At 65.8% G+C, this 25,869-nt stretch carries 20 protein-coding genes and 3 pseudogenes; 13 read left to right on the forward strand and 10 right to left on the reverse strand.

The window, feature by feature from the left end; genetic code table 11:
- Positions 1-260 precede the first annotated feature (260 nt).
- Positions 261-791, reverse strand: a pseudogene (locus tag ACVILL_RS24915) (SDR family NAD(P)-dependent oxidoreductase); the annotation flags it as partial.
- Positions 792-955: 164 nt separating this feature from the next.
- On the opposite strand from ACVILL_RS24915, the gene ACVILL_RS24920 reads away from it, so the two are divergent.
- Positions 956-1,909 carry a sulfonate ABC transporter substrate-binding protein gene (locus ACVILL_RS24920; protein ID WP_456731446.1) on the forward strand — a complete coding sequence of 318 codons (954 nt, stop codon included), beginning with the start codon at positions 956-958 and terminating at the stop codon, positions 1,907-1,909.
- A gap of 47 nt (positions 1,910-1,956) precedes the next feature.
- Here ACVILL_RS24920 and ACVILL_RS24925 read toward each other — a convergent pair whose 3' ends face one another.
- Entirely contained in the window at positions 1,957-2,217 is a 261-nt protein-coding gene (locus ACVILL_RS24925) for a hypothetical protein (protein WP_456731447.1), read from the reverse strand.
- A 306-nt stretch (positions 2,218-2,523) separates the two neighbouring features.
- Positions 2,524-3,510 carry an ABC transporter substrate-binding protein gene (locus tag ACVILL_RS24930; protein ID WP_456731448.1) on the reverse strand — a complete coding sequence of 329 codons (987 nt, stop codon included), beginning with the start codon at positions 3,508-3,510 and terminating at the stop codon, positions 2,524-2,526.
- Positions 3,511-3,985: 475 nt separating this feature from the next.
- Here ACVILL_RS24930 and ACVILL_RS24935 point away from each other — a divergent pair, with 475 nt between their 5' ends.
- The 8 genes and pseudogenes from ACVILL_RS24935 to ACVILL_RS24970 all read left to right on the forward strand — a co-directional run bounded on the left by ACVILL_RS24935 (position 3,986) and on the right by ACVILL_RS24970 (position 12,883).
- Positions 3,986-5,080, forward strand: coding sequence for an ABC transporter substrate-binding protein (locus ACVILL_RS24935; RefSeq protein ID WP_456731449.1), 1,095 nt, complete (start codon positions 3,986-3,988; stop codon positions 5,078-5,080).
- Entirely contained in the window at positions 5,058-6,074 is a 1,017-nt protein-coding gene (locus ACVILL_RS24940) for an ABC transporter permease (protein ID WP_456731450.1), read from the forward strand. The genes ACVILL_RS24935 and ACVILL_RS24940 overlap by 23 nt, the downstream gene beginning before the upstream one ends.
- The gene (locus ACVILL_RS24945) at positions 6,068-6,865 is read left to right on the forward strand and encodes an ABC transporter ATP-binding protein (protein ID WP_456731451.1); all 798 of its coding nucleotides are present in this window, start codon (positions 6,068-6,070) and stop codon (positions 6,863-6,865) included. The genes ACVILL_RS24940 and ACVILL_RS24945 overlap by 7 nt, the downstream gene beginning before the upstream one ends.
- Positions 6,859-8,031 (forward strand): acyl-CoA dehydrogenase family protein, encoded by a 1,173-nt coding sequence (locus ACVILL_RS24950; protein WP_456731452.1) that lies wholly within the window; start codon positions 6,859-6,861, stop codon positions 8,029-8,031. Before ACVILL_RS24945 ends, ACVILL_RS24950 begins: the two co-directional genes overlap by 7 nt.
- Positions 8,032-8,062: 31 nt before the next feature.
- Positions 8,063-9,158 (forward strand): annotated as a pseudogene (locus ACVILL_RS24955) (LLM class flavin-dependent oxidoreductase).
- Positions 9,155-10,097, forward strand: a pseudogene (locus tag ACVILL_RS24960) (ABC transporter substrate-binding protein). Before ACVILL_RS24955 ends, ACVILL_RS24960 begins: the two co-directional pseudogenes overlap by 4 nt.
- Positions 10,098-10,560: 463 nt before the next feature.
- Positions 10,561-11,406 (forward strand): CmcJ/NvfI family oxidoreductase, encoded by an 846-nt coding sequence (locus ACVILL_RS24965; protein WP_456731453.1) that lies wholly within the window; start codon positions 10,561-10,563, stop codon positions 11,404-11,406.
- 232 nt (positions 11,407-11,638) lie between these two features.
- A complete protein-coding gene (locus ACVILL_RS24970) occupies positions 11,639-12,883 on the forward strand; it encodes an MFS transporter (protein WP_456731454.1) in 1,245 nt (414 codons plus the stop codon).
- A 12-nt stretch (positions 12,884-12,895) separates the two neighbouring features.
- On the opposite strand, the gene ACVILL_RS24975 is transcribed toward ACVILL_RS24970, so the two are convergent.
- The 4 genes from ACVILL_RS24975 to ACVILL_RS24990 are packed head-to-tail and all read right to left on the reverse strand — an operon-like array spanning position 12,896 to position 16,187.
- Positions 12,896-13,666: an anti-sigma factor family protein gene (locus ACVILL_RS24975; RefSeq protein ID WP_456731455.1), complete on the reverse strand. Its 771-nt coding sequence runs from the start codon at positions 13,664-13,666 to the stop codon at positions 12,896-12,898.
- Complete coding sequence (locus ACVILL_RS24980) at positions 13,663-14,193, reverse strand: RNA polymerase sigma factor (protein ID WP_456731456.1); 531 nt, start codon at positions 14,191-14,193, stop codon at positions 13,663-13,665. Before ACVILL_RS24980 ends, ACVILL_RS24975 begins: the two co-directional genes overlap by 4 nt.
- Positions 14,190-15,659, reverse strand: coding sequence for a YncE family protein (locus ACVILL_RS24985; protein WP_456731457.1), 1,470 nt, complete (start codon positions 15,657-15,659; stop codon positions 14,190-14,192). Before ACVILL_RS24985 ends, ACVILL_RS24980 begins: the two co-directional genes overlap by 4 nt.
- Before the next feature lie 12 nt (positions 15,660-15,671).
- Positions 15,672-16,187: a DUF305 domain-containing protein gene (locus ACVILL_RS24990; RefSeq protein ID WP_456731458.1), complete on the reverse strand. Its 516-nt coding sequence runs from the start codon at positions 16,185-16,187 to the stop codon at positions 15,672-15,674.
- Between the two features lie 272 nt (positions 16,188-16,459).
- On the opposite strand from ACVILL_RS24990, the gene ACVILL_RS24995 reads away from it, so the two are divergent.
- The 3 genes from ACVILL_RS24995 (at position 16,460) to ACVILL_RS25005 (ending at position 21,494) form a co-directional block, all read left to right on the forward strand.
- Positions 16,460-18,139, forward strand: a complete 1,680-nt coding sequence (locus ACVILL_RS24995) for a hydantoinase B/oxoprolinase family protein (RefSeq protein WP_456731459.1) — start codon at positions 16,460-16,462, stop codon at positions 18,137-18,139.
- On the forward strand, positions 18,120-20,159 hold the full coding sequence (locus ACVILL_RS25000; protein ID WP_456731460.1) for a hydantoinase/oxoprolinase family protein: 2,040 nt from the start codon (positions 18,120-18,122) through the stop codon (positions 20,157-20,159). Before ACVILL_RS24995 ends, ACVILL_RS25000 begins: the two co-directional genes overlap by 20 nt.
- Before the next feature lie 102 nt (positions 20,160-20,261).
- Entirely contained in the window at positions 20,262-21,494 is a 1,233-nt protein-coding gene (locus ACVILL_RS25005) for an ABC transporter substrate-binding protein (protein WP_456734356.1), read from the forward strand.
- Between the two features lie 177 nt (positions 21,495-21,671).
- Here the strand turns inward: ACVILL_RS25005 and ACVILL_RS25010 are convergent, their stop codons facing one another.
- Positions 21,672-22,886: a mandelate racemase/muconate lactonizing enzyme family protein gene (locus ACVILL_RS25010; protein ID WP_456731461.1), complete on the reverse strand. Its 1,215-nt coding sequence runs from the start codon at positions 22,884-22,886 to the stop codon at positions 21,672-21,674.
- A 258-nt stretch (positions 22,887-23,144) separates the two neighbouring features.
- On the reverse strand, positions 23,145-24,380 hold the full coding sequence (locus tag ACVILL_RS25015) for an amidohydrolase family protein (RefSeq protein ID WP_456731462.1): 1,236 nt from the start codon (positions 24,378-24,380) through the stop codon (positions 23,145-23,147).
- A gap of 155 nt (positions 24,381-24,535) precedes the next feature.
- On the opposite strand from ACVILL_RS25015, the gene ACVILL_RS25020 reads away from it, so the two are divergent.
- On the forward strand, positions 24,536-24,955 hold the full coding sequence (locus tag ACVILL_RS25020) for a nuclear transport factor 2 family protein (protein ID WP_456731463.1): 420 nt from the start codon (positions 24,536-24,538) through the stop codon (positions 24,953-24,955).
- Positions 24,956-25,085: 130 nt separating this feature from the next.
- Here the strand turns inward: ACVILL_RS25020 and ACVILL_RS25025 are convergent, their stop codons facing one another.
- Positions 25,086-25,844 carry a GntR family transcriptional regulator gene (locus ACVILL_RS25025; RefSeq protein ID WP_456731464.1) on the reverse strand — a complete coding sequence of 253 codons (759 nt, stop codon included), beginning with the start codon at positions 25,842-25,844 and terminating at the stop codon, positions 25,086-25,088.
- Between the last annotated feature and the right edge of the window lie 25 nt (positions 25,845-25,869).

Consider the following 25,869-nt stretch of genomic DNA (forward strand, 5'->3'; position numbering starts at 1 on the left):
AATCGGGGCTCTAGACAACCGGCGACCGGCCACCATCGACATTGATCGCGGTGCCGGTGATGTAGGAGCCTTGCTCCGAGGCCAGGAAGCAGGCGAGGTTGGCGAACTCCTCCGCCGTGCCGATGCGGCCGAGCGGCGTCCCCTTGGCAAGGGCCCTTGGCGAATTCCCCGAAATCCGTGTCCGGCGCCTGGGCGGCATGTCGCTTGACCCATTGATCGCTCATGATCAGGCCGACCAGGAGCGCATTCACCAGGATGTTGTGCTCGCCGCCTTCATTGGCCATCACCTTGGTCAGCGCCATGCCGGCGGCGCGCGACACCGAGGTCGGCGCGGAATTGCCGGCCGGCGCCTTCGCAAACGTGTTGAGCACGTTGATGATGCGGCCCCATTTGCGCTGCTTCATGCCCGGCCAGACCAGCCGGCTGAAGCGGATCGCGGCGAACAGTTTCAGGTCGAGGTCCTCCTGCCAGGCCTCGTCGCTGATGCCCTCGAAGGCCAGCGTGCGCGCCGTACCGGCGTTGTTGACCAGCACGTCGATCTTGCCGAGGTCCGCTATGATCTGGTCGTGGGCCTTGGTGATGTCGGCGGCCTTCGCGACGTCGCAGACGTAATCGCGCACCGCGAGGCCGTCCTTGGCGAGCGCCTCGCGCGCCGCCGCGAGGTCGGCGGCGCCGCGGGCGAGGATCGCGACCTTGGCGCCGGATTCCGCAAACCGCCGCGCCACCGCGATCCCGATGCCCTTGCTGCCGCCGGTGACCACCGCGACGCGGTCTTTCATCGATAGTTGCATGTTGCACTCCCTGTTGTCGTTGCGGGCGGCGCCAAAGAAATTCTGCCGCGCCGATGCTGCGTGAAAGGCTTGAACCGGAAATCGTCCATCTTTGAAATTGTCGCGACCGGCAAAATCAAACACGCTTCCCACTCCAATACTGACTTTCGAGGGGGAAAGCGAGCATGCGAAACTGGTTGGGTCGAAGTGTTGCGCTGGCGATGGCCGGCTTTCTCTTTGGTTGGACAGCGCTTCCGTCGGCGCAGGCGAGAGACAAGGTGTTTCGCATCGCGTTCCAGAAGGGCGGCGGCAATCTGATCTTCCTCAAGGAGCGTGGCATCCTCGAGCAGAAGCTGGCGCCGCTCGGCTGGACCGTGAGCTGGAACGAATTCCAGGCCGGACCGCAGCTGCTCGAATCCCTGAATATCGGCGCGGCTGATTTCGGGCCCGTGGGCGAGGCGCCGCCGATCTTCGCGCAGGCCGCCGGCGCCAACATCGTCTATGCCGGCTACGAGCCTGCGTCGCCGCGAAACGAGGCGATCATTGTTGCAAAGGACAGCCCGATCAAGACGATCTCTGATCTTCGCAAGAAGCGTGTCGCGCTGAACAAGGGGTCGAACGTCAATTACTTCCTGGTGCGCGCGCTGGAGGCCAATGGCCTGACCTACCAGGACATCGAGCCGGTCTATCTTGCGCCCGCGGACGCGGGTGCGGCGTTCGAACGCGGTGCGGTCGACGCCTGGGTGATCTGGGATCCCTACTATGCCGCGGCAGAGATCGGCCTCGGCGCGCGCAGCATCGCAGACGCGACCGGCCTCGCAGCCAATGTCTCCTTCTACATTGCGTCCCGGCCGATCGCGGAGGAAAACCCCAAGGTGTTGACCACCGTGCTGACCGCGATCGACGAGATCGATGTCTGGATCAGGGACAATCGCAAGCGGTACGCGGCCGAGCTCAGCCCGAAGATCAGCCTTCCTGCCGATATCATCGAACGCTCGGTCAACCGCGCCGAACTCGGCGCCCGGCGCGTCGACTCCGCGGTGCTGGCAGAGCAGCAGAAGATCGCGGACGTCTTCACCCGCCTCAAGCTGATCCCGAAGGCGATCAATGTGTTCGATGCCGAATGGAAGACGGAGTGAGAGGCTTCGTTCGTCGTTGCTTGGTGCGCTCCCGAGCGGCAACGTTGCTAGAATTCGTCGGGCAACTCGGCAACCAGAAATCGATTGGAACCGTCGGCGAACTCGTCTGCGAGATCGCGAAACAGCGCGGCCTCCGCCGCGGTTGCCTCGCGGATCCGCCAGGGTGCGCAGCGTTGCGACAGGTGAGGTTGCCGGCGATGAAAATCGTCGAGGGCCGCGGCGAGCCACGAGGTCTGCAGCAACTCCGTTGCGTGCGCAAGGCTCGCCGCCTCCAACGCGAACGCCGCATCGTGGCGCGTTTCGATCACGAATACCGATCGTCCTCCGCTGGCCATGATGCGTGGTCGGTCGGGTCTAGGCTGAAAGCATCACCAGCAGCATCATGCAGGCCAGATGCGCTGTGACGATCAGTGCGAGATGGAGCGGGCCGGACATCCGAGGTCTCCGTTTTGTGCATCAGGTGAGCACACTGCCTGTCTTCCTCGCCCGGAAAGGGGGAGGGCGGGGTGGGGGTTGCTCTCCACGGGCGCTCGCGTTCGCGGAGAGAGCCGATCCCCACCCGGTTTGCTGCGCAAACCGACCTCCCCTTTGCAAGGGGAGGTGAAGAACCGCCGCTAGTTCAAGCTCGCGCCGGCGGTAAAGCTGCGGTCGACCGCCTTGCTGACATCCAGCGTCTTGCCGAGGATGCCGTAGCGGGTGGCGCGGTCGGAGGCTGCCTGCACCTCCTTCACCACGGCATCGTCGATCGCGATCGGGCTCGTCTTCTGCGCGGTGTAGGCGGCGAGCAGCACGTCCTCCGGCAGCTTGGTCAGCTCGGCCGTGCTCCTGGCGTATTCGGCGAGATGGTCGAGCGACCACAGCCGCGCCTTGTTCAGCCGCTGCACCAGGTCCTGCACCGCGGCGCGCTTGGTCGCGATCGCGTTGTCGGAAGCGACGATGAAGGTGACGGTCGGCGTCAGCCCTTCGCCGTCGGCGACGATGCGCGCCTTGTCCTTCAGCGTCGCAAAGGAGACGTAGGGCTCCCACACCGCCCAGCCGTCGATCGAGCCGGCGACGAGCGCGATCTTGGCGTCGACCGGGCCGAGCGGCGCGAAGGTCGCGTCCTCGATCCTGTTGCCGGTCTTCTCCAGTGTCGCGTCGATCAGGAACTGGCCCCAGCCGCCGCGGGTGCCGGCCAGCCGCTTGCCCTTCAGGTCGGCCGCGGTCTTGATCGGCGAATCCGCGCGCACCAGGATCGCCTGCGTCTTCGGATCGGCGCGCGTGCCGCCGATCGCCTTGATCGGTGCGCCCGCGGCATAGACCGACAGGAAGGCGAGGTCACCGGTGTAGCCGACATCGAGCGCGCCGGCATTGAGCGCCTCGAGGATCGGCGCCGCGGCCGGGAATTCCGACCATTCGATCTTGTAGGGCAGGTCCTTGGCGAAGCCGGAAATCTCGAGCAGCGAGCGGTTGCCGCCCTTCTGGTCGCCGACCCGCAGCACGATGGCATCAGCCGCGAACGCCGCCGCCGATGTCGACAGCGTGATCACCGCCGTGATCAGCGCGGCCGCGGTGCGGCGGGTGAGAGTGTAGGGAGGGCCCGAGCGGGCGAGTTTGCGCATCTGGATTTTCTTTCTGATTCATTCGCTGCCCGGCGGAAGGCGCGGCAGCGTTCGCTCAAGTCTATGAGCAAGCCGTTCGCCGTCAACGAAACGGAAAACTGAAATCCGCCTGCGCGCAGCAAGGATGATCTCGCCGAGCTGCATCGCGTAGAAGACATCGCGCAAGCGATCTGTATTGGCTCAAATTTGGTGCAATCGATGCCGCGACGTTGCGCGCCTGCGTCGCGGCATCGGCAAAAATCCTTTCATCGTCGCGCGATGCGATCGTGGAGAGATCAGCTGCCGCGCCGATAACATTCGAAATTCCATTTCATTGACGGTGAACCTGCCGCGCCGCATCATTTGCGCGTTGCTTGAGTGCAATAGCGCCGGAGAGATCCGCTTTTTTCTAGAACCATGAGCTTCGAACGACGGGGCACGCGGACGGAGACGTTTTGCGTGCGGGGCGGAGCCTTGCCGAAATGCAGGAGTGATAATGTCTGTCGACCACAAGAAGACGGTGATCGATCGCCGCACATTGCTGCGTGCGGGCGCCGCCGCGGCGTTTGCCGCACCGCTCGGCGCCTATGGCGCACAGGCCTTCGCGCCGCGCGCGATCCCGCCGGCGATCGACTTCTCCGAATTCCCGATCTGCAAGACCGCCTCCGACGCGCCGTCGCTGGCAGGTAGCCCACGCAAGCTGAAACTGTCCTGGAACGCCGGCGCGGTCTGCCTCGCGCCGCTGCCGGTCGCGATCGACCATGGCTTCTTCCAGAAGCAGAACCTCGACGTCGAGCTCGTCAACTATTCAGGCTCGACCGACCAACTGCTGGAGGCGATCGCAACCGGCAAGAGCGACGCCGGGCTCGGCATGGCGCTGCGCTGGCTGAAGCCCTTGGAGCAGGGCTTCGACGTCAAGATCGCCGCCGGCACCCATGGCGGCTGCATGCGGGTGCTGACCCGCACCAATTCCGGCGTCGACAAGCTTGCCGACCTCAAAGGCAAGATCGTCGCGGTCGGCGACCTCGCGGGTCCGGACAAGAACTTCTTCTCGATCCAGCTCTCCAAGCTCGGCATCGACCCGGTCAGGGATGTCGACTGGCGCGCCTATCCCGGCAATCTGCTCAATGTCGCGGTCGCGAAGGGCGAGGTGCAGGCCTTCCTGTCGTCGGACCCGCTGGCCTATCTCTGGCTGAAGGATGCGCAATACAAGGAGGTCGCCTCCAACCTCGACGGCGAATACCGCGACAAGAGCTGCTGCATCGTCGGTCTCCGCGGCAGTCTGGTCCGCGAAGAGCCCCACGTCGCGCGCGCCATCACGCAGGCGCTGCTCGATGCCGCGATGTTCACCTCGCAGAACCCGGACAAGGCGGCGAAATCGTTCCAGCCCTATGCACCGAAGGCGGCGAGCCTCGCCGATCTCGAGGCGATGGCGCGCTACCACACCCATCACCATCATCCGACCGGCGAGGTGCTGAAGCGCGAGCTGAAGAGCTACGCCGACGACCTGAAATCGGTGCAGGTGTTCAAGCAGAGCACGGATACTGCCAAATTCGCGGAGCGGATCTATGTCGACGTATTCAGTGTCTGACGCGACAACCGCGGCCGCGCCGCGCGCCGCGGTCACGTTCGCGGACCTCTCCGGCAGCTACGGCGTCGGGCTAGCGGCAAGCCTCGCCTGGGCTGCCTTTGGGCTGTCATGCCTCTATTGGCCCGATGTCGGCGACTGGTCGCGGACCGGGTCACTCGGCATCGGCGCCATCGTCATCGCCGCCTTCATCCTGTTCGGCACGCTCGGCGCGGACTATCTCGGCGGCGCCGGCCGGGCATTGCGCAAGCGCGCGCCGTGGCTGGTGGCATTCGGCGCGTTCGTGACGCTGTGGGAAGTCGCCACCGCGAAACTTGCCTGGCTGCCGCTGCCGTTCTTCCCGCCGCCGCAGGCGATCCTGGAAGTCTATACCGACGATCTGCCGAAGCTGCTCGACAGCGTGTTCGCCTCGATCAAGCTGCAGATCGGCGGCTATATCATCGGCGCGACGATCGGTTTCATCACCGGTGTCTCGATCGGCTGGTCGCAGAGGATCGGCTATTGGGTGCACCCGGTGCTGCGCTTCATCGGTCCGCTGCCGGCCACCGCCTGGCTGCCGATCGCCTTCTTCACCTTTCCGTCGAGCTGGAGCGCCTCGACCTTCCTGATCGCGCTGGCCACCGGCTTCCCCGTGACGGTCCTGACATGGTCGGGCGTGGCGAGCGTGAGCAGTGCCTATTACGACGTCGCGCGCACGCTCGGCGCCAAGCCGTCCTTCCTGGTGCTGAAGGTCGCGATCCCCGCAGCGCTGCCGCATGTGTTCGTCGGCCTGTTCATGGGGCTCGGCTCGTCCTTCGCCGTGCTGGTGGTCGCCGAGATGATCGGCGTCAAGGCCGGGCTCGGCTGGTACCTGCAATGGGCGCAGGGCTGGGCGGCCTATGCCAATATGTATGCGGCGCTGATCGTGATGTCGCTGCTCTGCTCCGGCGCGATCACGCTGCTGTTCCGCACCCGCGATCGCCTGCTGGTCTGGCAGAAGGGCGTCGTGAAATGGTAGTGCAGTCCGCCGCCGAGGCGATCACCTATCCCGCCGTGGGCGCCGAGCTCGACATCGAAGGCGTCAGCCACGCCTTCGATATCGACGGCGCCGTCCTGCCGGTGCTCGACAATGTGAATCTCTCGATTGCGCCGGGCGAGTTCGTCGCGCTGCTCGGCCCGTCCGGCTGCGGCAAGTCGACCCTGCTGCGGTTGGTCGCGGGGCTGGAGAAGCCGCGCTCCGGGTCGCTGCGCGAGGATGAAGTCCGCATCAGTGGCCCGCATCCGTCGCGCGTCGTCGTGTTCCAGGATCCGACGCTGTTTCCCTGGCGCACGGTGTGGGACAATGTCGCGCTCGGGCTGGAGGCGCAGGGCATTCTGAAGACGCAGCGGCATCGGGTCGATGCCGTGATCGAGCTGGTCGGCCTGTCCTCGTTCCGCAGCGCCTATCCGCACCAGCTTTCCGGCGGCATGGCGCAGCGTGTGGCGCTGGCGCGCGCGCTGGTCAACGATCCGAAGATCCTCGTGCTCGACGAGCCGCTCGGCAAGCTCGACTCGTTGACGCGGATCGCGATGCAGTCCGAGCTCGTGGCGCTGTGGCAGCGCAAGGGCTTTACCACGCTGCTGGTCACACATGATGTCGAGGAAGCCCTGGTGCTCGCCAACCGCGTCATCGTGCTGTCCGACCGGCCGGCGCGGATCAAGGCCGACATCGCGGTCGGACGGCCATATCCGCGGCATCGCGGCGATCCTTATCTTGCGGAGCTGCGCAAGCAGATCCTCGGTCTGCTCGGACTGGAGGCGACATGGTGACATCAGCGGCGAGGGAGCTACCGCCGGGAGACGTGCCCGAGCACATCGCGCGCGCGTTGCGGCTCGCCGAAACATTTGCGGCGCGTGCGCCCGCGCATGATCGCGACGCCAGCTTTCCGTTCGAGAATTTCGCCGATCTGTCGCGCGAGGGATTGCTGGCGCTGGCCGTACCTGCTGCGCTCGGTGGCGGCGGGGCGGGCGCCCACGATGCCACGCGCGTGCTCGGCATCATCGGCAAGGCCGATCCGTCGACCGCGCTGGTGCTGTCGATGCACTACATCCAGCATCTGGTGATGGCACGCAGCACCCGCTGGCCGGCGCGGCTGTCGCGTAAGCTCGCCAGGGAGACGGTCGAAGGCGTGGCGCTGATCAACGCGTTGCGTGTCGAGCCCGAGCTCGGCTCGCCCGCGCGCGGCGGCCTGCCGGCGACCACGGCGCGCCGCACCGAGACTGGCTGGCGGCTGACGGGCCGCAAGATCTACTCGACCGGTGCGCCGATCCTGAAATGGTATTCGGTCTGGGCCAAGACCGACGAGCCGGAAACCCGTGTCGGATTATTTCTGGTTCCCGCCGGTCTGCCGGGAACGCGGATCGAGGAGACCTGGGATCATCTCGGCCTGCGCGCCAGCGGCAGCCACACCGTGGTCTTCGACGACGTCGTGTTTCCGCTGGACTACGAGATCGACGTGCGCAGGCCGGACGACTGGAAGGCTCCTGACGTGACCCAGGCAACCGTGCACGCGATCTTCGTCGCCGCGATCTATGACGGCATCGCCCGGGCCGCACGCGACTGGCTGGTCAAATTCCTGAGGGAACGGGTGCCAGCCAATCTGGGCGCGCCGCTCGCGACATTGCCACGGATGCAGGAGGTCGTCGGCGGTATCGAGGCGCGGCTTGCGGTCAATGCTCGCCTGATCGACAGCTCTGCCGCCGACTTCGATAACGGCTTCCAGCTCTCGGCGATCGAGTCTAACATCATCAAGCTGACGGTGACCAATAACGCCGCAGCAGTGGTGGAGGATGCCTTGTCGCTGACCAGCAATCACGGCCTGTCGCGAACCAATCCCCTGGAGCGGCATTATCGCGACGTGCTGTGCGGCCGCGTCCATACCCCGCAAGACGATGCCACCCGTGTCTCCGCCGGGCGCCTCGCGCTGGGCGTCTGAAAAAACAGCCAACAACAACGGAGTTCCCGCCATGCCGGTCGAGTTCATCGGCTTCATCACCAACAACAATGCCTCCGAGACCATCGTTCGATCAGGCCCGGTGCTCGATCCGCCCTATATCGAGACCGTCGCCAAGGCGCATGAGCTCGCCGGCTTCGACCGCGCGCTGCTCGCGTTCCATTCAACCACGCCGGATGCGCTGCAGGTCGCGCAGCATGTTTTGACCATCACGAAATCGCTGAAGGTGATGATCGCGCAGCGGCCGGGCTTCACCGCGCCGACGCTGCTGGCGCGACAACTGGCAACGCTGGACCAGTTCTATGGCGGCCGCGTCTCGCTCCACGTCATCACCGGCGGCAACGCGATCGAGCTGCGCCAGGACGGCAACACGCTCGACGACAAGGACGAGCGCTACGCCCGCACCAGCGAATTCCTCGACGTGGTGCGGCTGGAATGGACCAGCGAGAAGCCGTTCAACTACAGCGGCAAGTATTACAACGTCGAGAACGGCTTCTCGCAGGTGAAGCCGTTGCAAAAGGGCGGCATCTACACCTTCGTCGGCGGCGGCTCGGACGCCGCGGTCGAGGTCGCGGGCAAGCACGCCGACACCTTCGCGCTGTGGGGGTGAATCCTATGCGCAGGTGCGCGACGTCACCGCGCGGGTGCGCGCGGCTGCGGCCAGGCACGGCCGGCCGACGCCGCGCTTCAGCCTGTCGGTGCGGCCGATCCTGGCCGACACCGAGGAGAAGGCGTGGGCGAAGGCGGAAGCAATCCTCGAGCGCGCCACTGCCTTGCAGGACCAGACCGGCTACCGCCGGCCCAATCACGCGACCGACGGTGCCAAGCGGCTGTTGGCGCTCGCCGATCAGGGCACGCGCATCGACAAGCGGCTGTGGACTGAAATTGCAAAACTCACCGGCGCCAACAGCAACACCACGGCGCTGGTCGGCACGCCGGAGCAGGTCGCGGAGGTGTTCGCTGATTACTACGATCTCGGCGTCAGCCACTTCCTGATCCGCGGTTTCGATCCGCTGGTCGATGCGATCGACTACGGCCGCGCGCTGATCCCGCTGACCCGCAAGCTGATCGAGGCGCGCGACCAGCAGCGCGGGATCGCCGCCGAATGATCCGTCTCATTGTCGCGGCGGCGCTTGCGCTCGCCGCCATCGACGTCGCCGCCGCGCAGACCACGCTGCGCGTCGGCGACCAGAAGGGCAATTCGCAGGCGGTGATGGAAGCGGCCGGCGTACTCAAGGATGTTCCCTACAAGATCGAGTGGAAGGAGTTCGCCGCGGCGGCGCCGCTGCTGGAGGCACTTGGGGCGGGCGCGATCGACACCGGCCTGGTCGGCGACGCGCCGTTCACGTTCGCGGCCGCCGCCAAGATTCCGGTCAAGGCGATCGCGGCCGTGCGGCAATCGCGCGACGGGCTTGCGGTCGTGGTGCCGGAAAATTCCGCGATCAGGAGTTTTGACGATCTGCGCGGCAAGAAGATCGCAACCGGCCGCGGCTCGATCGGCCACCAGCTGATCCTGGCGGCGCTGGAGTCGAAGGGCTGGCAGGCCAGCGACGTGCAGATCGTGTTCCTCGCGCCGTCGGACGCGAAGGTCGCCTACACGCAAGGGCGCGGTCGATGCCTGGTCGACCTGGGAGCCGTATGTCAGTCAGGAAGAGGTGCTGTTCAAATCGCGCCGCGTCATCACGGCCGACGGCATCACACCCGGCCTCGGCTTCCAGGTTGCGACGCCGGATGCGATCAAGGCCAAGCGCGCCGAGCTCGAGGATTTCGTGCGCCGGCTTGCCGCCGCGCGTGCCTGGTCGCAGACCAATGTCGAGGGCTACGCTGCGACCTGGGGCAGGCTGATGAACATCCCGCCCGCCGTGCCGCGGAACTGGCTGACCCGGGCCAGGATCCGCATCGCGCCAATCGACGACAGCGTGGTCGCCGACGAGCAGAAGACCATCGATCTCTACGACCGCTGGGGCCTGATCCGGCACAAGATCAACGCCGCCGACATCGTCGACCGGTCGTTTGGCGCGGCGGTGGAGAAGGGCGCGGGGCTTTGAGTGAACGCCCGACCTCTGGTGCTTGCGCCGCGCATGTTGAGAGAGCGTGCCGTGTGGCACCCCTCTCCCTAACCCTCCCCCGCAAGGGGGGAGGGAACCGTGCCGTCCGTGCCTCCCTCACATCGGTGCGGCTCGCGTAGGATCCTTGCGTTCGTGAGGTGAGCACGTTGGTCGGGCTCCCTCCCCCACGCAACCGGGGTGTACCCCGGTTGCGCATTGCAAATCTGCGCAAGTCGGCCAGGCCCGACTTGCGTCGGGGGAGGGTGGGGAGAGGGGTAAGCCGCGAGCGAGCCTGTTCGATTGACCGCGGAATAACCATCCACTTTGCGATGATGTCACCGGAAGGAATTTTCCCGTTCGATGCCGGAGAGAACAGCAACGTTGCTATTTTCGCCGCGGCCTTGCCACACCCTCCGGCGCCGCCAAGATCAAGGGGACGAACAATCGAGTCCGGGAGATCACCATGGGCCTTCAACAAACTCGCATCGAGTCGCTGCCGTTTGTGACCGCTGAACTGAACTATCTCGCGCCGACGCCGGGCAAGCCGCGGACCTACGCTTTCGATCCGCCGCCCGGCGAACCCAAATCCACCGCGCTGCCTGAACCCCACAACGTTCCGATCTTCGACGGGCGCCTGATCGCGGACAGTTTCTCGCTCGACCGCGAGGGCTTTGCGCTGGTCAAGCATCCGACCAGCGTCAAGGACTATTACGACGACAACGAAGTCCGCAACGTCTACTACCCGGCCGTCGAGGCCTTCCTGAAGGCGACGCTGAAGGCGGATCGCGTCTTCATCTTCGATCACACCGTGCGCAAGCGCGTCGAAGGTGCGGCCGACATTCGCGGTGGTGGACCGCGCCAGCCCGCGACCCGCGTCCATGTCGATCAGACCGCGATCTCCGGACACAACCGGGTGTTCGAGCACCTGCCCGATGAGGCCAACGAACTGGTCAAGGGCCGCGTCCAGGTGATCAACCTTTGGCGCCCGATCCGCGGGCCGTTGCGCGATTCACCGCTGGCGATGGCCGACGGTACCACGATCGCGCCGGAGGATCTCGTTGCCTCCGACCTGATCTATCCGAACCGCAGCGGCGAGACTTATTCGGTGAAGTACAACCCGAACCATCGCTGGTTCTACATTCCCGAGATGACGCCGGACGAGGCGATCCTGCTGAAATGCTACGACTCGGCAACCGACGGCCGCACGCGGTTCGGGCCGCACACGGCGTTCATCGATCCGACCACGCCCGCCGACGCCGCGCCGCGCGAGAGCATCGAGCTGCGGACGCTGGTGTTCCATAAACAGTAAGGGCGACGAAATCTCAGCGAACTCGTCATGCCCGGGCTCGTCCCGGGCATTCACGTCTGCGGCCCTGCGTGAAGCAAGACGTGGATGGCCGGGCGCAAGCGAGCGGAAGCGACACGTCCTTCGGACGGCTATGCCCGACCATGACGGCGAAGGCAGGTGTGCCGCGAAAGTTGGCACCGTCAGCCCAATAATGTTACGCCCCTTCCCACAATGCTCGGGGAATAGGCGATTCATGGACGGCGTGGTGACGAAGGAAGAGGCGGGGATCGGGTTCCGTGCCCTGGTTCTTGCACTTCTGGCATTGGCCTCGGGCCACATGCTGTCGACATTGTTGCGGACGATTCCGGCGATCAGCCTCGACCTGATGGCGCGCGACTTCGGCACCTCGCCGCAAGCGCTGGCGAGCCTCACCTCGATCTATCATTTCTCTTTTGCCGCCTCGCAAATACCTGTTGGCGCCGCGATGGATCGTTTCGGCGTGCGGCCGGTGTCGCTGAGCCTGCTCGCCGGTACCGTGGTCGGAACGCTGGTCTCGGCGCTTGCGACAGGCCCCGCGAGCTTCGTGCTCGGGCAATTGATGCTGGGTGTCGCCACCTCGGGCATGCTGATGTGCCCGATGACGCTGGCCGCCAAGCAGATGTCGGCGGCGAAGTTCGGCCTGTGGTCCGGCCTGATCCTCTCGATCGGCAATATCGGCATGCTGCTGTCGGCAAGCCCGCTGGCCTTCGTGGTCGATCAGTTCGGCTGGCGCGCCGGCTTCTGGGTCTCGGCCGGCTTCGGTATTGCGGTGCTGATCGCGGTGTTCGCGCTGGTGCCGCGGCAGCCGGCCGCGCATGCGGATGACTCCTCGCCGCTGCACCAGATGGCCGAGGTGCTGCGGCTTGGCCTGTCGCGCGGCCTGCGCGGATTGATCGCGCTGTCGCTGGTGTCGCTCGGCGCGTCGCTGACCTTGCGCGGCCTGTGGGGCGGGCCGTGGCTGATGGATGTGAAGGGGTTGAGCCGCATCGAGGCGGGCAATGTGCTCGGCCTGTTCACGCTGGCGATGATCGTCGGTCCGGCCTGCATCGGCGCCTTCGATCGCAGGTTCGGGCACCGCCGCACCATGGTGGCGGCGACCCACGCTATCGCCGCGTTGCTGCTGGTGCTGATGGCGGCCGGCGCGCCGCATTTCCCGGTCTCGAACCTGCTCGGCGTTGCCGTGATGCCGTCGCAATATGACCTGGTGCTGCTGATCCTGATCGGGCTTGCGACCTCGGCGCAGCCGTTGATCTACGGCATGACGCGGCAGCTGGTCGATGCCCAGAACACCGGCAAGGCGCTGTCGTCGGTCAACCTTGCCTTCTTCCTCGGCGCGGCGCTGCTGCAATCGAGCACCGCCGGCGTCGCGGCGCTGTTCGGATTGCCCGCGGTGCTGCTGTTCATCGCCGGTGCGCTGGTGATCGGCACCGTGCTGTTCTGGGCCTACACCAAGCCTTAGCGCGCTTCTGCGTCAGATCGTCTGCGCCTGCTTGCGGATCTCGTTGGCAAGCGGTCGCAGCTGCTCGGCCGCGCCCGGTCCCACGAGGCTATAGCCCAATCCGCCATCGGCCCAGGAAAAGCCGGTGAAGTCGCGGCCCGAATGCGGTGCCATCGGCGCGTTCTGGTCGGTCGTCATCGGCCTGGTGAGCACGACGAGCCGCTCGCCGTGATCATCGTCATACATGAACATGGCCGCGGGGCCGTGTGCGGTCGGCACCACGCGTCCGCCCATGAAGCGGTATCCCGACTTGCTGAGATCAGGCAGCTTGACCGGTTGGCGCAATCGGCTGGACACCCACGCCGCGAGCTCGGTGCTGTCGCGCAGCTCGACCGGCCGGGTGTGATCGGAGGCGTACACGTGATAGGAATCGCTTGCTTCCTGGGCGAGCGCGGCAAGGCCGCCCGCCGGCGCCTCGGTCGCGCTACGGATCGACCAGCCGCCGACACCGCCGATCGCGAGCATCAGCATCGCCGCGATCGCCCAGCGGAACGACGATGCAGTCGAGCGGAGGCGCTTGCTCTCGATGATCCTGGACAGATTGAGCTGCGGCGGCAGCGGCTCTTCGGCAATCGGTGCAAGTGCCGAGCGTAGCAGGCTGCGCTGATCGGAAAACGCAGCAACGCGCTTTGCCACATCCGGATGACTCTCCAGATAGGCGGCGACCTCGGCTTTCCGTTCCGGTTCGAGCGCATGGTCGACATAGGCGTGCAGATCGTCTTCGGAGATGGGACGACCGCTCATGGCTTGCTCCGCAATTGCACGACGTTCCTCTGCTGGTTGTCGGCGGGATTCTCGAGTTCCTGCTGCAATCTCTCGCGCGCCCGCGACAGGCGCGACATCACGGTGCCGATGGGGATGCCGAGTACCTTGGCGGCTTCCGCATAGCTCAAATCTTCAACGGCGATGAGCAGCAGCACCGATCGCTGCTCGTCGGGAAGCCTGGCGAGTTTCCCGAGCACATCCTGATACATCAGTTTCTGTTCCTGCTCGGCATTTTGTCCGATCTCGTGTTCGCCCGCCTCGTCGATGGCGACGTGCCGGATGCGTGCGGACGCGCTGCGGAACTGGTTGACGGCAAGGTTGTGCAGGATGGCGAACAGCCATGACTTTGGGCTGCCGGTGTCGCGCCGCTGGTGCCAGTGAGTGACGGCGCGCTCCAGGCAGTCCTGCACCAGATCGTCGGCGGTCGCGCGGTTGCGGACCAGCGAGCGCGCGTAGCGGCGCAGCGCTGGAATGACCGGCTCGATCTGGTGCAGCATGTCGCTCATGGTGTCTGGACCTGCACGGCCGCGCCGAACTTCGACGGCTCACCGGGGGCAATCACCAGATAGCGGCGTTCGGCCTTGGCCGAGCTTTGCACGATCTGCCGGATCGGGCCAGACGCATTGACGATCGCGGAGCCTGCCGGGTTGGTCATGAAGGCGGCGAGCGGTTGTGCCGTGCCGGTCCCGTCGGCCTTGTCGGCCAGCGCCAGCACGTAATGCTGCTTCGGCTCGAGGCCTGTGACGGAGGCCTGCAGCACCTGGATCAGTCCCTGGTCGAACAGCGAGACGCTGGTCGGCGGTTTGTCGCCCTTGTTGTCACCCTTGACCTCCTTCTTTGGCGCGAGCGCGAGATGGGCGACCTGGCCGGCAACGCCGAGGGCCTGCAGGTTGTGGCGATCATCGGGATTCGGCGCAGCCTCCGGCACATAGGCGATCGCCTGCGGCGCCTGGCCGATCGGGATGTTGGCGATCACCTTGTTGGTCGCGGTGTCGATCGCGGCGAGCGCGTCGGCATTCTCCAGGCCGACATAGATCCGGGTGCCGTCACCGGACGGCCAGACGCCGTGCGGGAGATTGCCGACCGGAATGCTCGCGACTTGCGAGAAGTCGTCGGTGCGGAACACCTTGACCTGGTTGGTGCCGCCGATCGTCACATAAGCGAAGGTGCCCTTCGCCGTCCTGGCGAAGTTGACATGGTTGGTGATCGGACCGGTGTCGATGGTCTTGATCGGATTGAACGGCGGCTTGGCGTTGAACACCTGGGTCTTGCCGGTATCCTTCAGTGTGAACCACACCTGCTCGCCATCGGGCGAGGCTGCGATGTTCGGGCAGAACGGGCTTTCCTGCTTCACCTTGGCGACGATCTGGTGATCGGCCACCGAGACCACGTCGGTTTCCGGATTGAACGACGAGCAGATGTAGCCGTATTTGCCGTCGGGCGAGAATATCTGCATGCCAGGTCCGGGCGGCACCTCGATCCGCGTGGTTTCCTTGAAGCTCTGCGCGTCGATGACGGAGATGTAGTTCTCGCCGCGCACGGTGACCCAGACCTCCTTGCCGTCCGGTGTGAAGAAGGCCTCGTGCGGCGAACGTCCGACGTAGGTGACGTGCTTGACCGCGTTGGTCGTGGTGTCGATGAAAGTTACCGAGTTGGAGCCGATCGAGACCACGGCGAGGGTGTGGTGATCGGGCGAATAGCCCATGCCATGGACAAGCACCTGTCCCTTGTAGAGCGGGCTGAAATTGCCGGGCTGCGGATCGCCGAGCCGGATCACGCCGAGCAGCCTGTTGTCGACGGGATCGGTGACCGACACGGTGTTCGAGAACTGCTCGGCCGCATAGACCCGATCGTGATGGCTGACCGGAACATCCGGCGCTGCGGCGGCGCCGGGCGCCTGGCCGGCGAAGGCGGAGGTCGACATCGCGACCACGGTCGTGGCCAGCAGGATCTTCAGGAATTGGCGGTTCATCGTGTCGCGCTCCTACTTCTTCATCTCGTGAGACATGTTCATGTGGTCGTGCGTGGTCGGTGCCGCCGGAGCGGTTTGCGTCGGCGCCGGCGCGGATGCCGTCACCGGCTCGCCGATCGCGAGTTTCATCGCGTCAATCTCCTGCTGCTGCTCGACGATGATCTCCTGCGCGATGCGGCGGAGCTGCTCGTTCTTGCCGTAGCGGAGCTCGATCACGGCCATGTCGATCGCGCCCTGGTGGTGCGGCATCATCATCGCGACGAAATCGCGATCGATGTCGCCGCTCGGCCTGGCGGCCATGTCGTTCATCATCTTGGTCATCGCGGCGTCGTTCTCGGCGAGGAATGCGCTCTCTTCGGCCGACTGCGCCGTCGGCGCGTTCTGGGCCGGCTGATGGGCCTCGTGCGCGAGCACAACCGGAGAGGCGGCAAGGGCAACCAGGACGCGCGCGCCGAGCAGCGCGGCGCCGAGGCCGGGTTTGAGGTATCGCAGGATCATCGGTTCACCCCAGGGTTTGTCGGAGAGCATCGCTGCGATCCGGCCGGCGGTCGGTCCACAGAGGCCATTCCGCTCAGAATGCAGTCGGCTTGCATGGGTGGGACGCAATGGCGCGACTTCTATTCCGTGTGGAAACGAAGAATCCTTGCCGATCACGACTTGCTGATCGACGGAATATTCCAGGGCAAAGGGAGCGCCGGTTTGCGGTCACAACAGCTCTGGCTATAGGATGGACCCCGACGTTCCCGCCGTCCGGTCCAAAATCACCAATCAGCGCAACCTCCTGCGCCAACAAGGCAAAGATGTCCGCCAAGATCGATCCGATCACCCGCTCCGTCGTCCAGCACCGCCTGTCGTCGATCGTGAAGGAGATGGGCGAAGCCATGCTTCGCACTTCCTATTCGCAAATCCTCAATTCCAGCCGCGATTTCTCGCTGGCGATCTGCGACACCAGCGGGCGCCTGATCGCGCAGGCCGACCACATCCCGGTGCATGTCGGCGCCTTGCCGTGGGCGACGCTGGCGGTCGAGGAACGCTTCAAGGATGTCGCGCCCGGCGACGTCATCCTGCTCAACGATCCCTATCAGGGCGGCAGCCATCTGCCTGACCTGACCGCGTTCGTGCCGGTGTTCGACGGCGGCAAGCGGCTGCTCTGGACCATCGTGCGCGCGCATCAGAGCGACATCGGCGGCGCCACCCATGGCGCCTACAATCCGGCCGCGACCGAAATCTATCAGGAAGGCATCCGCATTCCGCCGATCAAGCTCTATGAGTCCGGCAAGCCGCGCGAGGATCTGCTCGACTTGCTGGCCTTGAACATCCGCAACCCCCGCGAATTCCGTGGCGACCTCGCCGCGATGCTGGGCGCCGCGCATCTCGGCGAGCGCCGGGTTGCAAAACTGTTCAGCGAGTTCGGCGCGGAGACGGTGGAAGCTGCGATCGAAGCGATCCTTGATGCGACCGAGCAGCAGACCCGCGCTGTGGTGTCCTCCTGGAAGGACGGCGTATTCTACGGCGAAGCGCTGCTCGACGACGACGGCCATGGCCGCACCGACATCAAGATCGCCGCCAAGGTGACCAAGAAAGGCAGCGACATCGAGGTCGATCTCACCGGCTCCGATCCGCAGTCGACCAGCTTTGTCAACTCCTCGCATGCCAACATGCAGGCGGCGGTCGCGATGGCGTTCGCCTATCTGATCGACGCCGATATCCCGAAGAACACCGGCGCGCTGCGGCCGCTCAAGGTGGTGGCGAAGCAGGGCACCATCGTGTGGGCCGATCCCGGCCGTCCCGTGACCTTGTGCACCAGCCATCCCTCCAACGAGATCGTGGAAGCCATCATCAAGGCGATGTCGGCATCCTGTCCGGATCGCGTGATGGGCGGCTGGGGCAGGCGCTTCCGGATCGCGATCCAGGGCGAGGATCCGCGCAACGGGCGCAACTTCATCTGGCACATGTTCCAGGCGCGGCCCGGCGGCGGCGCATCGCCCGGCGGCGACGGCTATTCGTCGATCGGCGAATGGCACTCGGTCGGCGGTCTCAAATTCGGCAGCATCGAGGTCGCCGAGGTGCGCTTCCCCCTGCATTTCCGCCAGCATGAATTCCGCCCCGACTCCGGTGGCGACGGCCAGCATCGCGGCGGCCTCGGCGTCGCGCTCGACATGGTGCTGGAGACGCAGAAGCCGGCCAAGGGCAACACCGCCGGCGACGGCGCGCGGCACGGCCCCTGCGGCATGCTCGGCGGCAAGGACGGCGAGCCGCATCACTATCGCCTCTTGTCGGAAGGCCGCGCGCCGCGCGTGCTCAGGACAAAAGAGGTCGGCATCGAGCTGCGTCCCGGCGATTGCCTCGAGATCCGCTCGTCCGGTGGCGGCGGCTGGGGACCGCCTGAGAAGCGCTCGGCGGAGGCGCGGGCGCGCGACGCCGCGCAGGGTCTGGTTTCGAAGGCGTTACAGGGCAGCGATGTATACGATCGGGGTTGACGTCGGCGGCACCTACACCGACCTGGTTGCAACTGACAAAACCGGGCGCACCGTTTTCGCGAAATCACCGTCCACGCCGGCCGATCAGTCGATCGGCGTCATGGCCGGACTGGAAGAGCTGGCGCGCCGCCTTGGCGTCACCCGCGCGGCGATGCTCGCTGCGACCGATCGCCTGGTGCACGGCACCACGGTTGCGACCAATGCGCTGCTCGAACGCAAGGGCGCCAGGGTCGCGCTGCTGACCACCGAGGGCCATCGCGATGTCGTCGAGATGCGCGAGGGACTGAAGCCGGATCGCTACGACCTGCGCACGCCGCCGCCCGAGCCGCTGGTGCCGCGCGAACGCCGCTTCGGCGTGCGCGAGCGGTTGACGGCCGACGGCAGCGCGGCAATCGCACTCGATGCCGCAGCGCTCGGCGATGTCATCGCCGAGGTGAAACGATCGGGTGCGAACTCGGTCGCAGTCTGCTTCCTGCACGCCTATCTCAACCCGGCGCATGAGCTCGCCGCGGTCGAACGGCTGGCCAAGGAGCTGCCCGATGTCAGCGTGTCGCGCTCCAGCGACGTGCTGCCGCAGATCAAGGAATACGAGCGCGTCTCGACCACCATCGTGAACGCCTATGTCGCGCCGACCGTGCGGCGCTATCTGACCAATCTGGAGCGCAGCCTGCATGAGGCCGGCTTCAAAGGCTCGCTGTTCGTCGTGCTGTCGCATGGCGGCATGGCGCCGGTCGAGGAAGCCTCGCGGCTTGCCGCGGGCACCGTGCTATCGGGACCGGCCGGTGGCATCTCCGGCAGCCGCCGCTGCGCCGAGATGCTCGCCATTCCCGACCTCGTGCCGTTCGACATGGGCGGCACCTCGACCGACATTTCCTTGATCGCTGACGGCCAGGCCTCGCTGTCGGCCGATGGTATGCTGGCCGGCCAGCGCATTGCGCTGCGCAGCCTCGACATCGCCAGCATCGCCGCCGGCGGCGGCTCGATTGCCAGCGTCGACGGCAGCCGCACGTTGCGGGTGGGACCGGAGAGCGCGGGCTCGGTGCCGGGCCCGGCCTGCTACGGCAATGGCGGAACGGCGGCCACCGTGACCGACGCCAACGTCGTGCTCGGCTATCTCGATGCTGCCGCCTTCATGGGCGGCGCGCGGCCGCTCGATCGCGCGGCGTCGGAGGCTGCGGTGGACCAGATCGCGCAGGCGCTCGAACTGTCGCGGATCGAGGCGGCCGCCGGCATCTACAAGATGATCAATCTGAAGATGGCCGACGGCATCCGCCTGATGACCTTGCGCCGCGGCGTCGATCCGCGCAAATTCGCGCTGCTCAGCTTTGGCGGCGCCGCCGGCATGCACGCCGCCGAGGTCGCGCGCGAGCTCGAGATCAAGCGCATCATCGTGCCGACGGTGGCCTCCGTGCTGTCGGCCTGGGGCATGCTGACCAGCGATCTGCGCTACGAGGTCAGCCGCACCCATTACGGCACGGGCCGGATTTCCGCCGGCGAAGTCCGTGCGCTGTTCGCCGCGCTGGAAGCGCAGGCGGCCGGCCGGCTGCGCGAGTGGTTCAAGGGCGACATCGCGATCGAGCGCTCGGCCGAGATGCGTTATGGCGAGCAGGTGTTCGAGATCGACGTGCCGCTCGGCGACCTCGATCTCGGCGCCGCCGACCTCGTGGCGCAGATCGAGGATCGCTTCCATCGCCGCCACGAGGAGCTCTACACCTATGCCTCGCGCGGGCAGGAGGTGGTGTTCGTCAATGCGCGCGTTGCCGCGGTCGGCAAGGTCGCGCCCGGCAGCAGCGATGCCGGAAAGGCCGGCTCGGCTGCATCCTGCGCGCCGCGCGGCAGGCGGCAGGCCTGGCTCGGCGGCTGGCGCGAGGTGCCGGTCTATGCGCTCGACGATCTCAAACCGGGCCATTCGCTCGCGGGTCCCGCTATTATCGAGGCCGAAACCACCACCGTTCTGGTCGATGACGGCGACCGTGTCGCGGTCAACCCGCTGGGCTGGCTCGACATGACATTGCGCTGAGGTCCGCCTCCGCCATCAACATTTCATTTTCCCGGTATTGGCTTGGACGATAAGGTCGGGTCGCTCGGGAGGAGCGCCGGTTGCGTGCCGGCGTTTGTGGCGATGTTGATGCAAACAAAAAGACAAACTGCGCTTTCGATATCTCTCGCAGCTGTTCTCGCGGCGGCGCCGTTATGCGCGCAGCAGGCGCCGACGGCGGCCGGCAGCGAAATCCGCATCGGCAACGTCATGCCTTACACCGGGCCGCTCGCCGCGTTCGCCACCATCGGGCGGGCCGAAGCGGCCTATTTCGAGATGGTCAACGACCACGGCGGCATCAACGGCCGCAAGGTCAAGTTCATCTCGGTCGATGACAGCTCCAATCCGAAGACCGCGATGGAGCAGACCCGCGATCTCGTCGAGAAGCAGGATGTCCTCGTGATGTTCGGCTCGTTCGGCACGCCGAGCAACCTCGCCGTTCGAAAATACCTCAACGAGAACAAGGTCCCGCAGCTGTTCGTCGCCTCCGGCGACGAGGAGTGGGCGCAGCCCCAAAGATTCCCCTGGTCGATGGGCTGGCAGCCGACCTTCCGCGCCGAGGGACGGATCTACGCCAACTACATCCAGGCCGCTTATCCCTCGCGCAAGATCGCGGTGCTCTGGCAGAACGACCAGTTCGGCCGCGACCTGTTCAGGGGATTGCAGGAGGGGCTCGGCGACACCGCGGGCATGATCGTTGCCGATCTCGCCTTCGACGCATCGGAGACCGCGATCCAGAACCAGATCGGCATCCTGAAGAATTCCGGCGCCGACATTCTGGTGTTCGACGGCGCGCCGGCGATCGCGGCGCGCGCGATCCGCGCCGCCGCCGAGCTCGACTGGCATCCGGTGTTCATCCTCGACAACGCCTCGGCCTCGATCGCCAGCGCGTTGCGGCCGGCGGGCCTGCAGAACTCGCTCGGCGTGGTCTCGACTTCGTTCCTGAAGGACGCCGACGATGCCTCCTGGAAGAACGACCCGCAGATCAAGGCGTGGCTCGCCTTCATGGACAAATATTATCCCGACGGCGACAAGGACGACATCTACGCCGTGTTCGGCTACGCCGCGGCCGACACGCTGATGCAGGTGCTGCGCCAGTGCGGCGACGATTTGTCGCGCGAGAACATCATGCGGCAGGCGGCCTCACTGAAGAACTACCAGAGCCCGATCGCGCTGCCGGGGATCGTCATCAATACCGGACCGAAGGATTTCCGCCCGATCAAGCAGATGCGGCTGGTGCAGTTCGACGGCAACGCTTGGCAGCCGATCGGCGACGTGATCGACAGCGCGTTCACGGCGGTGCGGGAGGATAATTGAGCGGCGCGCGGTGATTGAGGAAGCGTCGTCCCGGCGAAGGCCGGGACCCATTACCCCAACTGAATATTGGTTTGCTCCGCTGGGGCAATGATCCCTTTCACACCACGCAGCGGTGGTTATGGGTCCCGGCTCCCATGCGCAATTGCGCACTAGGCCGGGACGACGGCGTGGAGAGACCTACTTCTTCAGCCCGTAATTCAACAGCCCGCCCTTGTTCTTCGGCGGATGCACGCGCAGGCCTTCCTCGTTCGGCTCGGTGCCCCAGCCCGGGCGATCCGGGATCACGAGATGGCCGTCGACGAATTCAGGCACGTGGGTGAACAGCTCGTGGTCCCAGGCCAGCCGGTCGATGTCGGTTTCCATGATGCGCAGGTTCGGTACCGCCGCGCAGAAATGCGCGTTCATCATGGTGCAGAGATGGCCGTAGAAATTATGCGGCGCGACGTTGACCTCGAAATGTTCGGCGGCCGCGGCGATCTTCATCGACTGCCACACCCCGTTCCACGGCGTGTCGATGATCGCGACGTCCATCGCCTGTTCGGTGAAGTAGGGCAGGAATTCGCGCAGGCCGAGCAGCGTCTCGCAGGACGAGATCGGGTGCGGGCTCTGGCGGCGGATGTAGCCGAGCGCCTGCGGGTTGAAGGTGTCGATCTCGACCCAGAACATGTCCATCTTCTCGATGGCGCGCAGGATCTTCAGATAGCCCTCGGTCTTGGCGTTGAAATTGAGGTCGAGCAGCAGATCGACATCCGGCCCCGCGCCGTCGCGGATCGCCTCCAGATGCATGCAGAGATTGCGCAGCACGGTGCGATCGACATTGATCTCGGGCTGGAACGGCGAGCCGAAGCCGGGACGCCAGCCCATCGGCTTGCCGTCGGTGTAGACGAAGATGTTGGTCTTCATCGCCGTGAATTTCTTCTCGCGCACCTCGGCGCCGATCGCCTTGACGCCGTCGAGATCTGATATCGCCGGCTCGTACCAGTCGGGATGGTTGATGCGCCAGGTCGCGCAATGCGACCAGTAGACCCGCACGCGGTCGCGGATCTTGCCGCCGAGCAGGTCGTAGCAGGGCACGCCGAGCGCCTTGGCCTTGACGTCGAGCAGCGCGTTCTCGATCGCGCCCAATGCCAGCGCCACCACGCCGCCGGCGGCGGGGCGCGTTGCGGCAAACAGCTCGACATAGATCCGCTCGTGCTCGAACGCGTTCTTGCCGACCACCCGCGCCGACAACCGATCGATCGCCGCGGTCACGCCGGGTGCGCCGAATCCTTCGTCATATTCGCTCCAGCCGACCAGCCCGTTCGTGGTCGTCACCTTGACGAAATGATAATTCCGCCAGCCGGCATCGCAGGCGAGCGTCTCGACGCTTTTGATCGTGGTTGATTTGCTCATGGTTTCCCGCCCGGTTCTTGTTGATGTTGACGAAGTTCAACAACGGATCGGTGGACGCGTCAATTCGCGCTGGGGCAAGGCGACAATGCGCCCAGGTTGTTGCTGTGTCACATATCGCTGCGCGCGTTGCTACTCACTCCGTCATCCTGAGGAGCGCGGAACGCGTGTCTCGAAGGATGCACGGCCCCGCTGGTGGCCGTCGACCCTTCGAGACGCCGCTTCGCGGCTCCTCAGGATGACGGGGAGGGAGTGTTCGGTCTATGGCCGGAACAGCGTCGGCCGCGGACGTTCGAACGTCTTGCGGCCGCGCCTGAATCCCACCAGCACGTCCGGCAGTTCGGCGATCGCATTGGTTCCGCTGTCGGTGTCGAGCACGACGATGTCGGCGGGATTGCCGACCGCGATGCCGTAGTCGCGCAGGTTCATCAGCCGCGCCGGCAGGTCGGTGACGAGATCGAGGCAGGCGTCGAACTCGCCGATCCCGGCATGCGCGGCGTTGGCGTAGAGGTTCGCCATCCGCAGCAGCGATGCATCGCCGAACGGCGTGAACGGGTTCTGCACATTGTTGGTCGCGACCGAGCACAGCACGCCATCGGCGCCCAGCCGGTGCGCGGCCGTTAGTCCACGCGGCGCGTTATGGGTCGCATCGCGCCCCATCAGATAGAGGTCGGTCGCGGGCAGCACCGTGACCGCGACGCCGGCCGCGGCGAGGCGCGCGCTCGCCGCCTTCAGGCGATCAGGCGGCAGCGCGGAAAGTTTGGTCGCGTGCCCGATCGCGACACGGCCGTGATAGTTGCGCCGTTCGGTCTGGCGGCAGACCTCCTCCATATGCCACCAGGAGGGATCGAGATCGAAATCGAGATGGAGGTCGACATCGATGTCGAACGCCTGCGCGAGATCGAAGATGCGCGCGATCTGCGCGTTCGGGTCGCTGTCGACATAGGGACAGCCGCCGATCGCCTCGGCGCCGTCGTTGAGCGCGGCGACCAAAAGCTCGTCGGTGCCGGGATCGTTGGTCAGGCCCTCCTGCGGGAAGACACAAAGCGCGAGCTCGAGCGCCCAGGCATAATCGCGCTTCAAGGCCTTGACCGCCTCGAACCCACGCAGCCCGATCCGCGGGTCGATCTCGACATGGGTGCGCATCCGCGTGGTGCCCGCGGCGATCGCGCGCTCGATGACCTTGGCGCCGCGCGCATAAACATCCTCGACCGTGAAGTCGCGCTTCATCGCCGCCACCGCGCGGATCGCCTCCGCGACGCCGCTGTGATCATGGCCGCAGCGGCCGAGCAGGCAGGCCTTGTCAAGATGGATATGGGTGTCGACGAAGCCGGGCAGCGCCAGCCGCCCGCCGAGGTCGATCTCTATGGCCTCGCAGGAAAGCTGCGGCGCGATCGCGGCGATCCTGCCGTCGGCGACGCCGATATCGACCGCGGCGGGGGAGCCGCGCGTCAGGGCATTACGGAAGACCAGGTCGAAGGCAGGTTTCGCGATCATCGGGGAAGACGCATCAGGATGGTCTCAACCTAGCGGAAGGGCAGGGAACCGGCAGCACCAGATTGTGTGCAGGTTGCCTGCCAAATTGTTCAAAAAATGTGCATATACTTCGGAGGTCAGATTGTAGAGTCCTGATGATCCCTGGAGGCTCCGCCATGTCCGTCACCGCCAAAGCCGATGCCCGTCCACTGTCCGACGCCGAAATCGTCGAGGCTTATCTGACGGCGTCGATGATCCCCGATCCCGATGCGGCGGCGGCCTTTATGAAGCCGGGCACGGTGATCACCTTCACCGGCGGGCGCGAATTCGACCATCCGCGCGGCCCGACCGGCTTCAACGCCAAGCGCTATCGCTGGGTGAAGAAGCGGATGGACCGTTTCGACGTCTGTCCCGGCGCCGGCGAGACCGTGGTCTACAGTATCGGCACGCTGTACGGCGAATGGATCGACGGCACGCCGTTCGAAGGCAACCGCTATGTCGACCGTTTCGTCGTGAAGGGCGGGCAGATCGTCAAGATGGACGTCTGGAACGACAGCGCCGAGCGGATCTTGGTGCAGCGTGGGATTGAGGGATAATTGTCTCTCCGTCATCCAAGGTGCGAGCCCTTGCGAGCCTCGAAGGATGAACGGCCCGGCTGGTGGCCGTCGATCCTTCGAGACGCGCTGCGCGCTCCTCAGGATGACGGGTATAGATTAGCGGCCACTGCTACCGCCGCGCCGCCTTCGGCAGCTTCACCACCTTTTCGCCGCTCGCCTCGTCGGCATAGGGCGCCAGAATATCCAAGAGGTCCCGGCCGCGCTGGGGGCTTGGCGCGACCAGCGCGCGGGTCGCGACCGAATCCAGGTGGCTGTGCATCAGCCCCATCACCTTGTCGACGTCGCCCTTCACCAGCGCGGCGATGATCGCGCGGTGCTCGTTGATCGCGCATTCCGATGAATGCGGGCGGCTGTACAGCGACAGGGTCAGGCAGCAGCGATAGGCGACCTCGCTGACATAGCGCACCAGGATCGGGCTGTTCGTCATATGGGCGAGCAGGATGTGGAATTCGGTGGCGAGCCGGATCGACACCGCATCGGCGCCGTCGCGGGCGCGATCCTCGGCGTCGACATGGGCGGTGAGCTCGGCGATCTGCGGCTTGGTCAGCTTGCCGGCGAGCTGCCGCACCACCAGCCGCTCGAGCTCGATGCGGATGTCGAAGGCATCGCGCGCCTCCTGCCAGCTCGGCGTCGCCACCACAGCGATGCGGTTGCGGCGCAGCTCGACGAGGCCTTCTGCGGCGAGTTGCCCGAGCGCGTGCCGCGCGATGGTGCGGCTGACGCCGAACCGCTCGCCGAGCGAATCCTCGGGCAGTTTCGCGCCGGGCTCCAGCGCCTGCTCGATGATCGCCCGCCGCAGCGCGCGGCAGATCACGCTGACCTTGTCGGACGATTCAGCCGTCTTGCTGGTGTCGGCGCGTCCCGCCATTGCCGCGAATCCCTCTCCAAAGGTG

Source organism: Bradyrhizobium sp. USDA 3364, assembly GCF_054056355.1.

What these genes read in the sequence shown, in the direction of transcription:
- ACVILL_RS25000 (WP_456731460.1), top strand. Translation starts at nt 18,120, where the DNA reads ATGTATACGATCGGGGTTGACGTCGGCGGCACCTACACCGACCTGGTT.
- ACVILL_RS24995 (WP_456731459.1), top strand. Translation starts at nt 16,460, where the DNA reads ATGTCCGCCAAGATCGATCCGATCACCCGCTCCGTCGTCCAGCACCGC.
- ACVILL_RS25025 (WP_456731464.1), bottom strand. Translation starts at nt 25,844, where the DNA reads ATGGCGGGACGCGCCGACACCAGCAAGACGGCTGAATCGTCCGACAAG.
- ACVILL_RS24965 (WP_456731453.1), top strand. Translation starts at nt 10,561, where the DNA reads ATGGGCCTTCAACAAACTCGCATCGAGTCGCTGCCGTTTGTGACCGCT.
- ACVILL_RS24920 (WP_456731446.1), top strand. Translation starts at nt 956, where the DNA reads ATGCGAAACTGGTTGGGTCGAAGTGTTGCGCTGGCGATGGCCGGCTTT.
- ACVILL_RS24940 (WP_456731450.1), top strand. Translation starts at nt 5,058, where the DNA reads ATGTCGACGTATTCAGTGTCTGACGCGACAACCGCGGCCGCGCCGCGC.
- ACVILL_RS24985 (WP_456731457.1), bottom strand. Translation starts at nt 15,659, where the DNA reads ATGAACCGCCAATTCCTGAAGATCCTGCTGGCCACGACCGTGGTCGCG.
- ACVILL_RS24945 (WP_456731451.1), top strand. Translation starts at nt 6,068, where the DNA reads ATGGTAGTGCAGTCCGCCGCCGAGGCGATCACCTATCCCGCCGTGGGC.
- ACVILL_RS24990 (WP_456731458.1), bottom strand. Translation starts at nt 16,187, where the DNA reads ATGCTCTCCGACAAACCCTGGGGTGAACCGATGATCCTGCGATACCTC.
- ACVILL_RS25010 (WP_456731461.1), bottom strand. Translation starts at nt 22,886, where the DNA reads ATGAGCAAATCAACCACGATCAAAAGCGTCGAGACGCTCGCCTGCGAT.
- ACVILL_RS24935 (WP_456731449.1), top strand. Translation starts at nt 3,986, where the DNA reads ATGTCTGTCGACCACAAGAAGACGGTGATCGATCGCCGCACATTGCTG.
- ACVILL_RS25015 (WP_456731462.1), bottom strand. Translation starts at nt 24,380, where the DNA reads ATGATCGCGAAACCTGCCTTCGACCTGGTCTTCCGTAATGCCCTGACG.
- ACVILL_RS24975 (WP_456731455.1), bottom strand. Translation starts at nt 13,666, where the DNA reads ATGAGCGGTCGTCCCATCTCCGAAGACGATCTGCACGCCTATGTCGAC.
- ACVILL_RS24970 (WP_456731454.1), top strand. Translation starts at nt 11,639, where the DNA reads ATGGACGGCGTGGTGACGAAGGAAGAGGCGGGGATCGGGTTCCGTGCC.
- ACVILL_RS24980 (WP_456731456.1), bottom strand. Translation starts at nt 14,193, where the DNA reads ATGAGCGACATGCTGCACCAGATCGAGCCGGTCATTCCAGCGCTGCGC.
- ACVILL_RS25020 (WP_456731463.1), top strand. Translation starts at nt 24,536, where the DNA reads ATGTCCGTCACCGCCAAAGCCGATGCCCGTCCACTGTCCGACGCCGAA.
- ACVILL_RS24930 (WP_456731448.1), bottom strand. Translation starts at nt 3,510, where the DNA reads ATGCGCAAACTCGCCCGCTCGGGCCCTCCCTACACTCTCACCCGCCGC.
- ACVILL_RS24950 (WP_456731452.1), top strand. Translation starts at nt 6,859, where the DNA reads ATGGTGACATCAGCGGCGAGGGAGCTACCGCCGGGAGACGTGCCCGAG.
- ACVILL_RS25005 (WP_456734356.1), top strand. Translation starts at nt 20,262, where the DNA reads ATGTTGATGCAAACAAAAAGACAAACTGCGCTTTCGATATCTCTCGCA.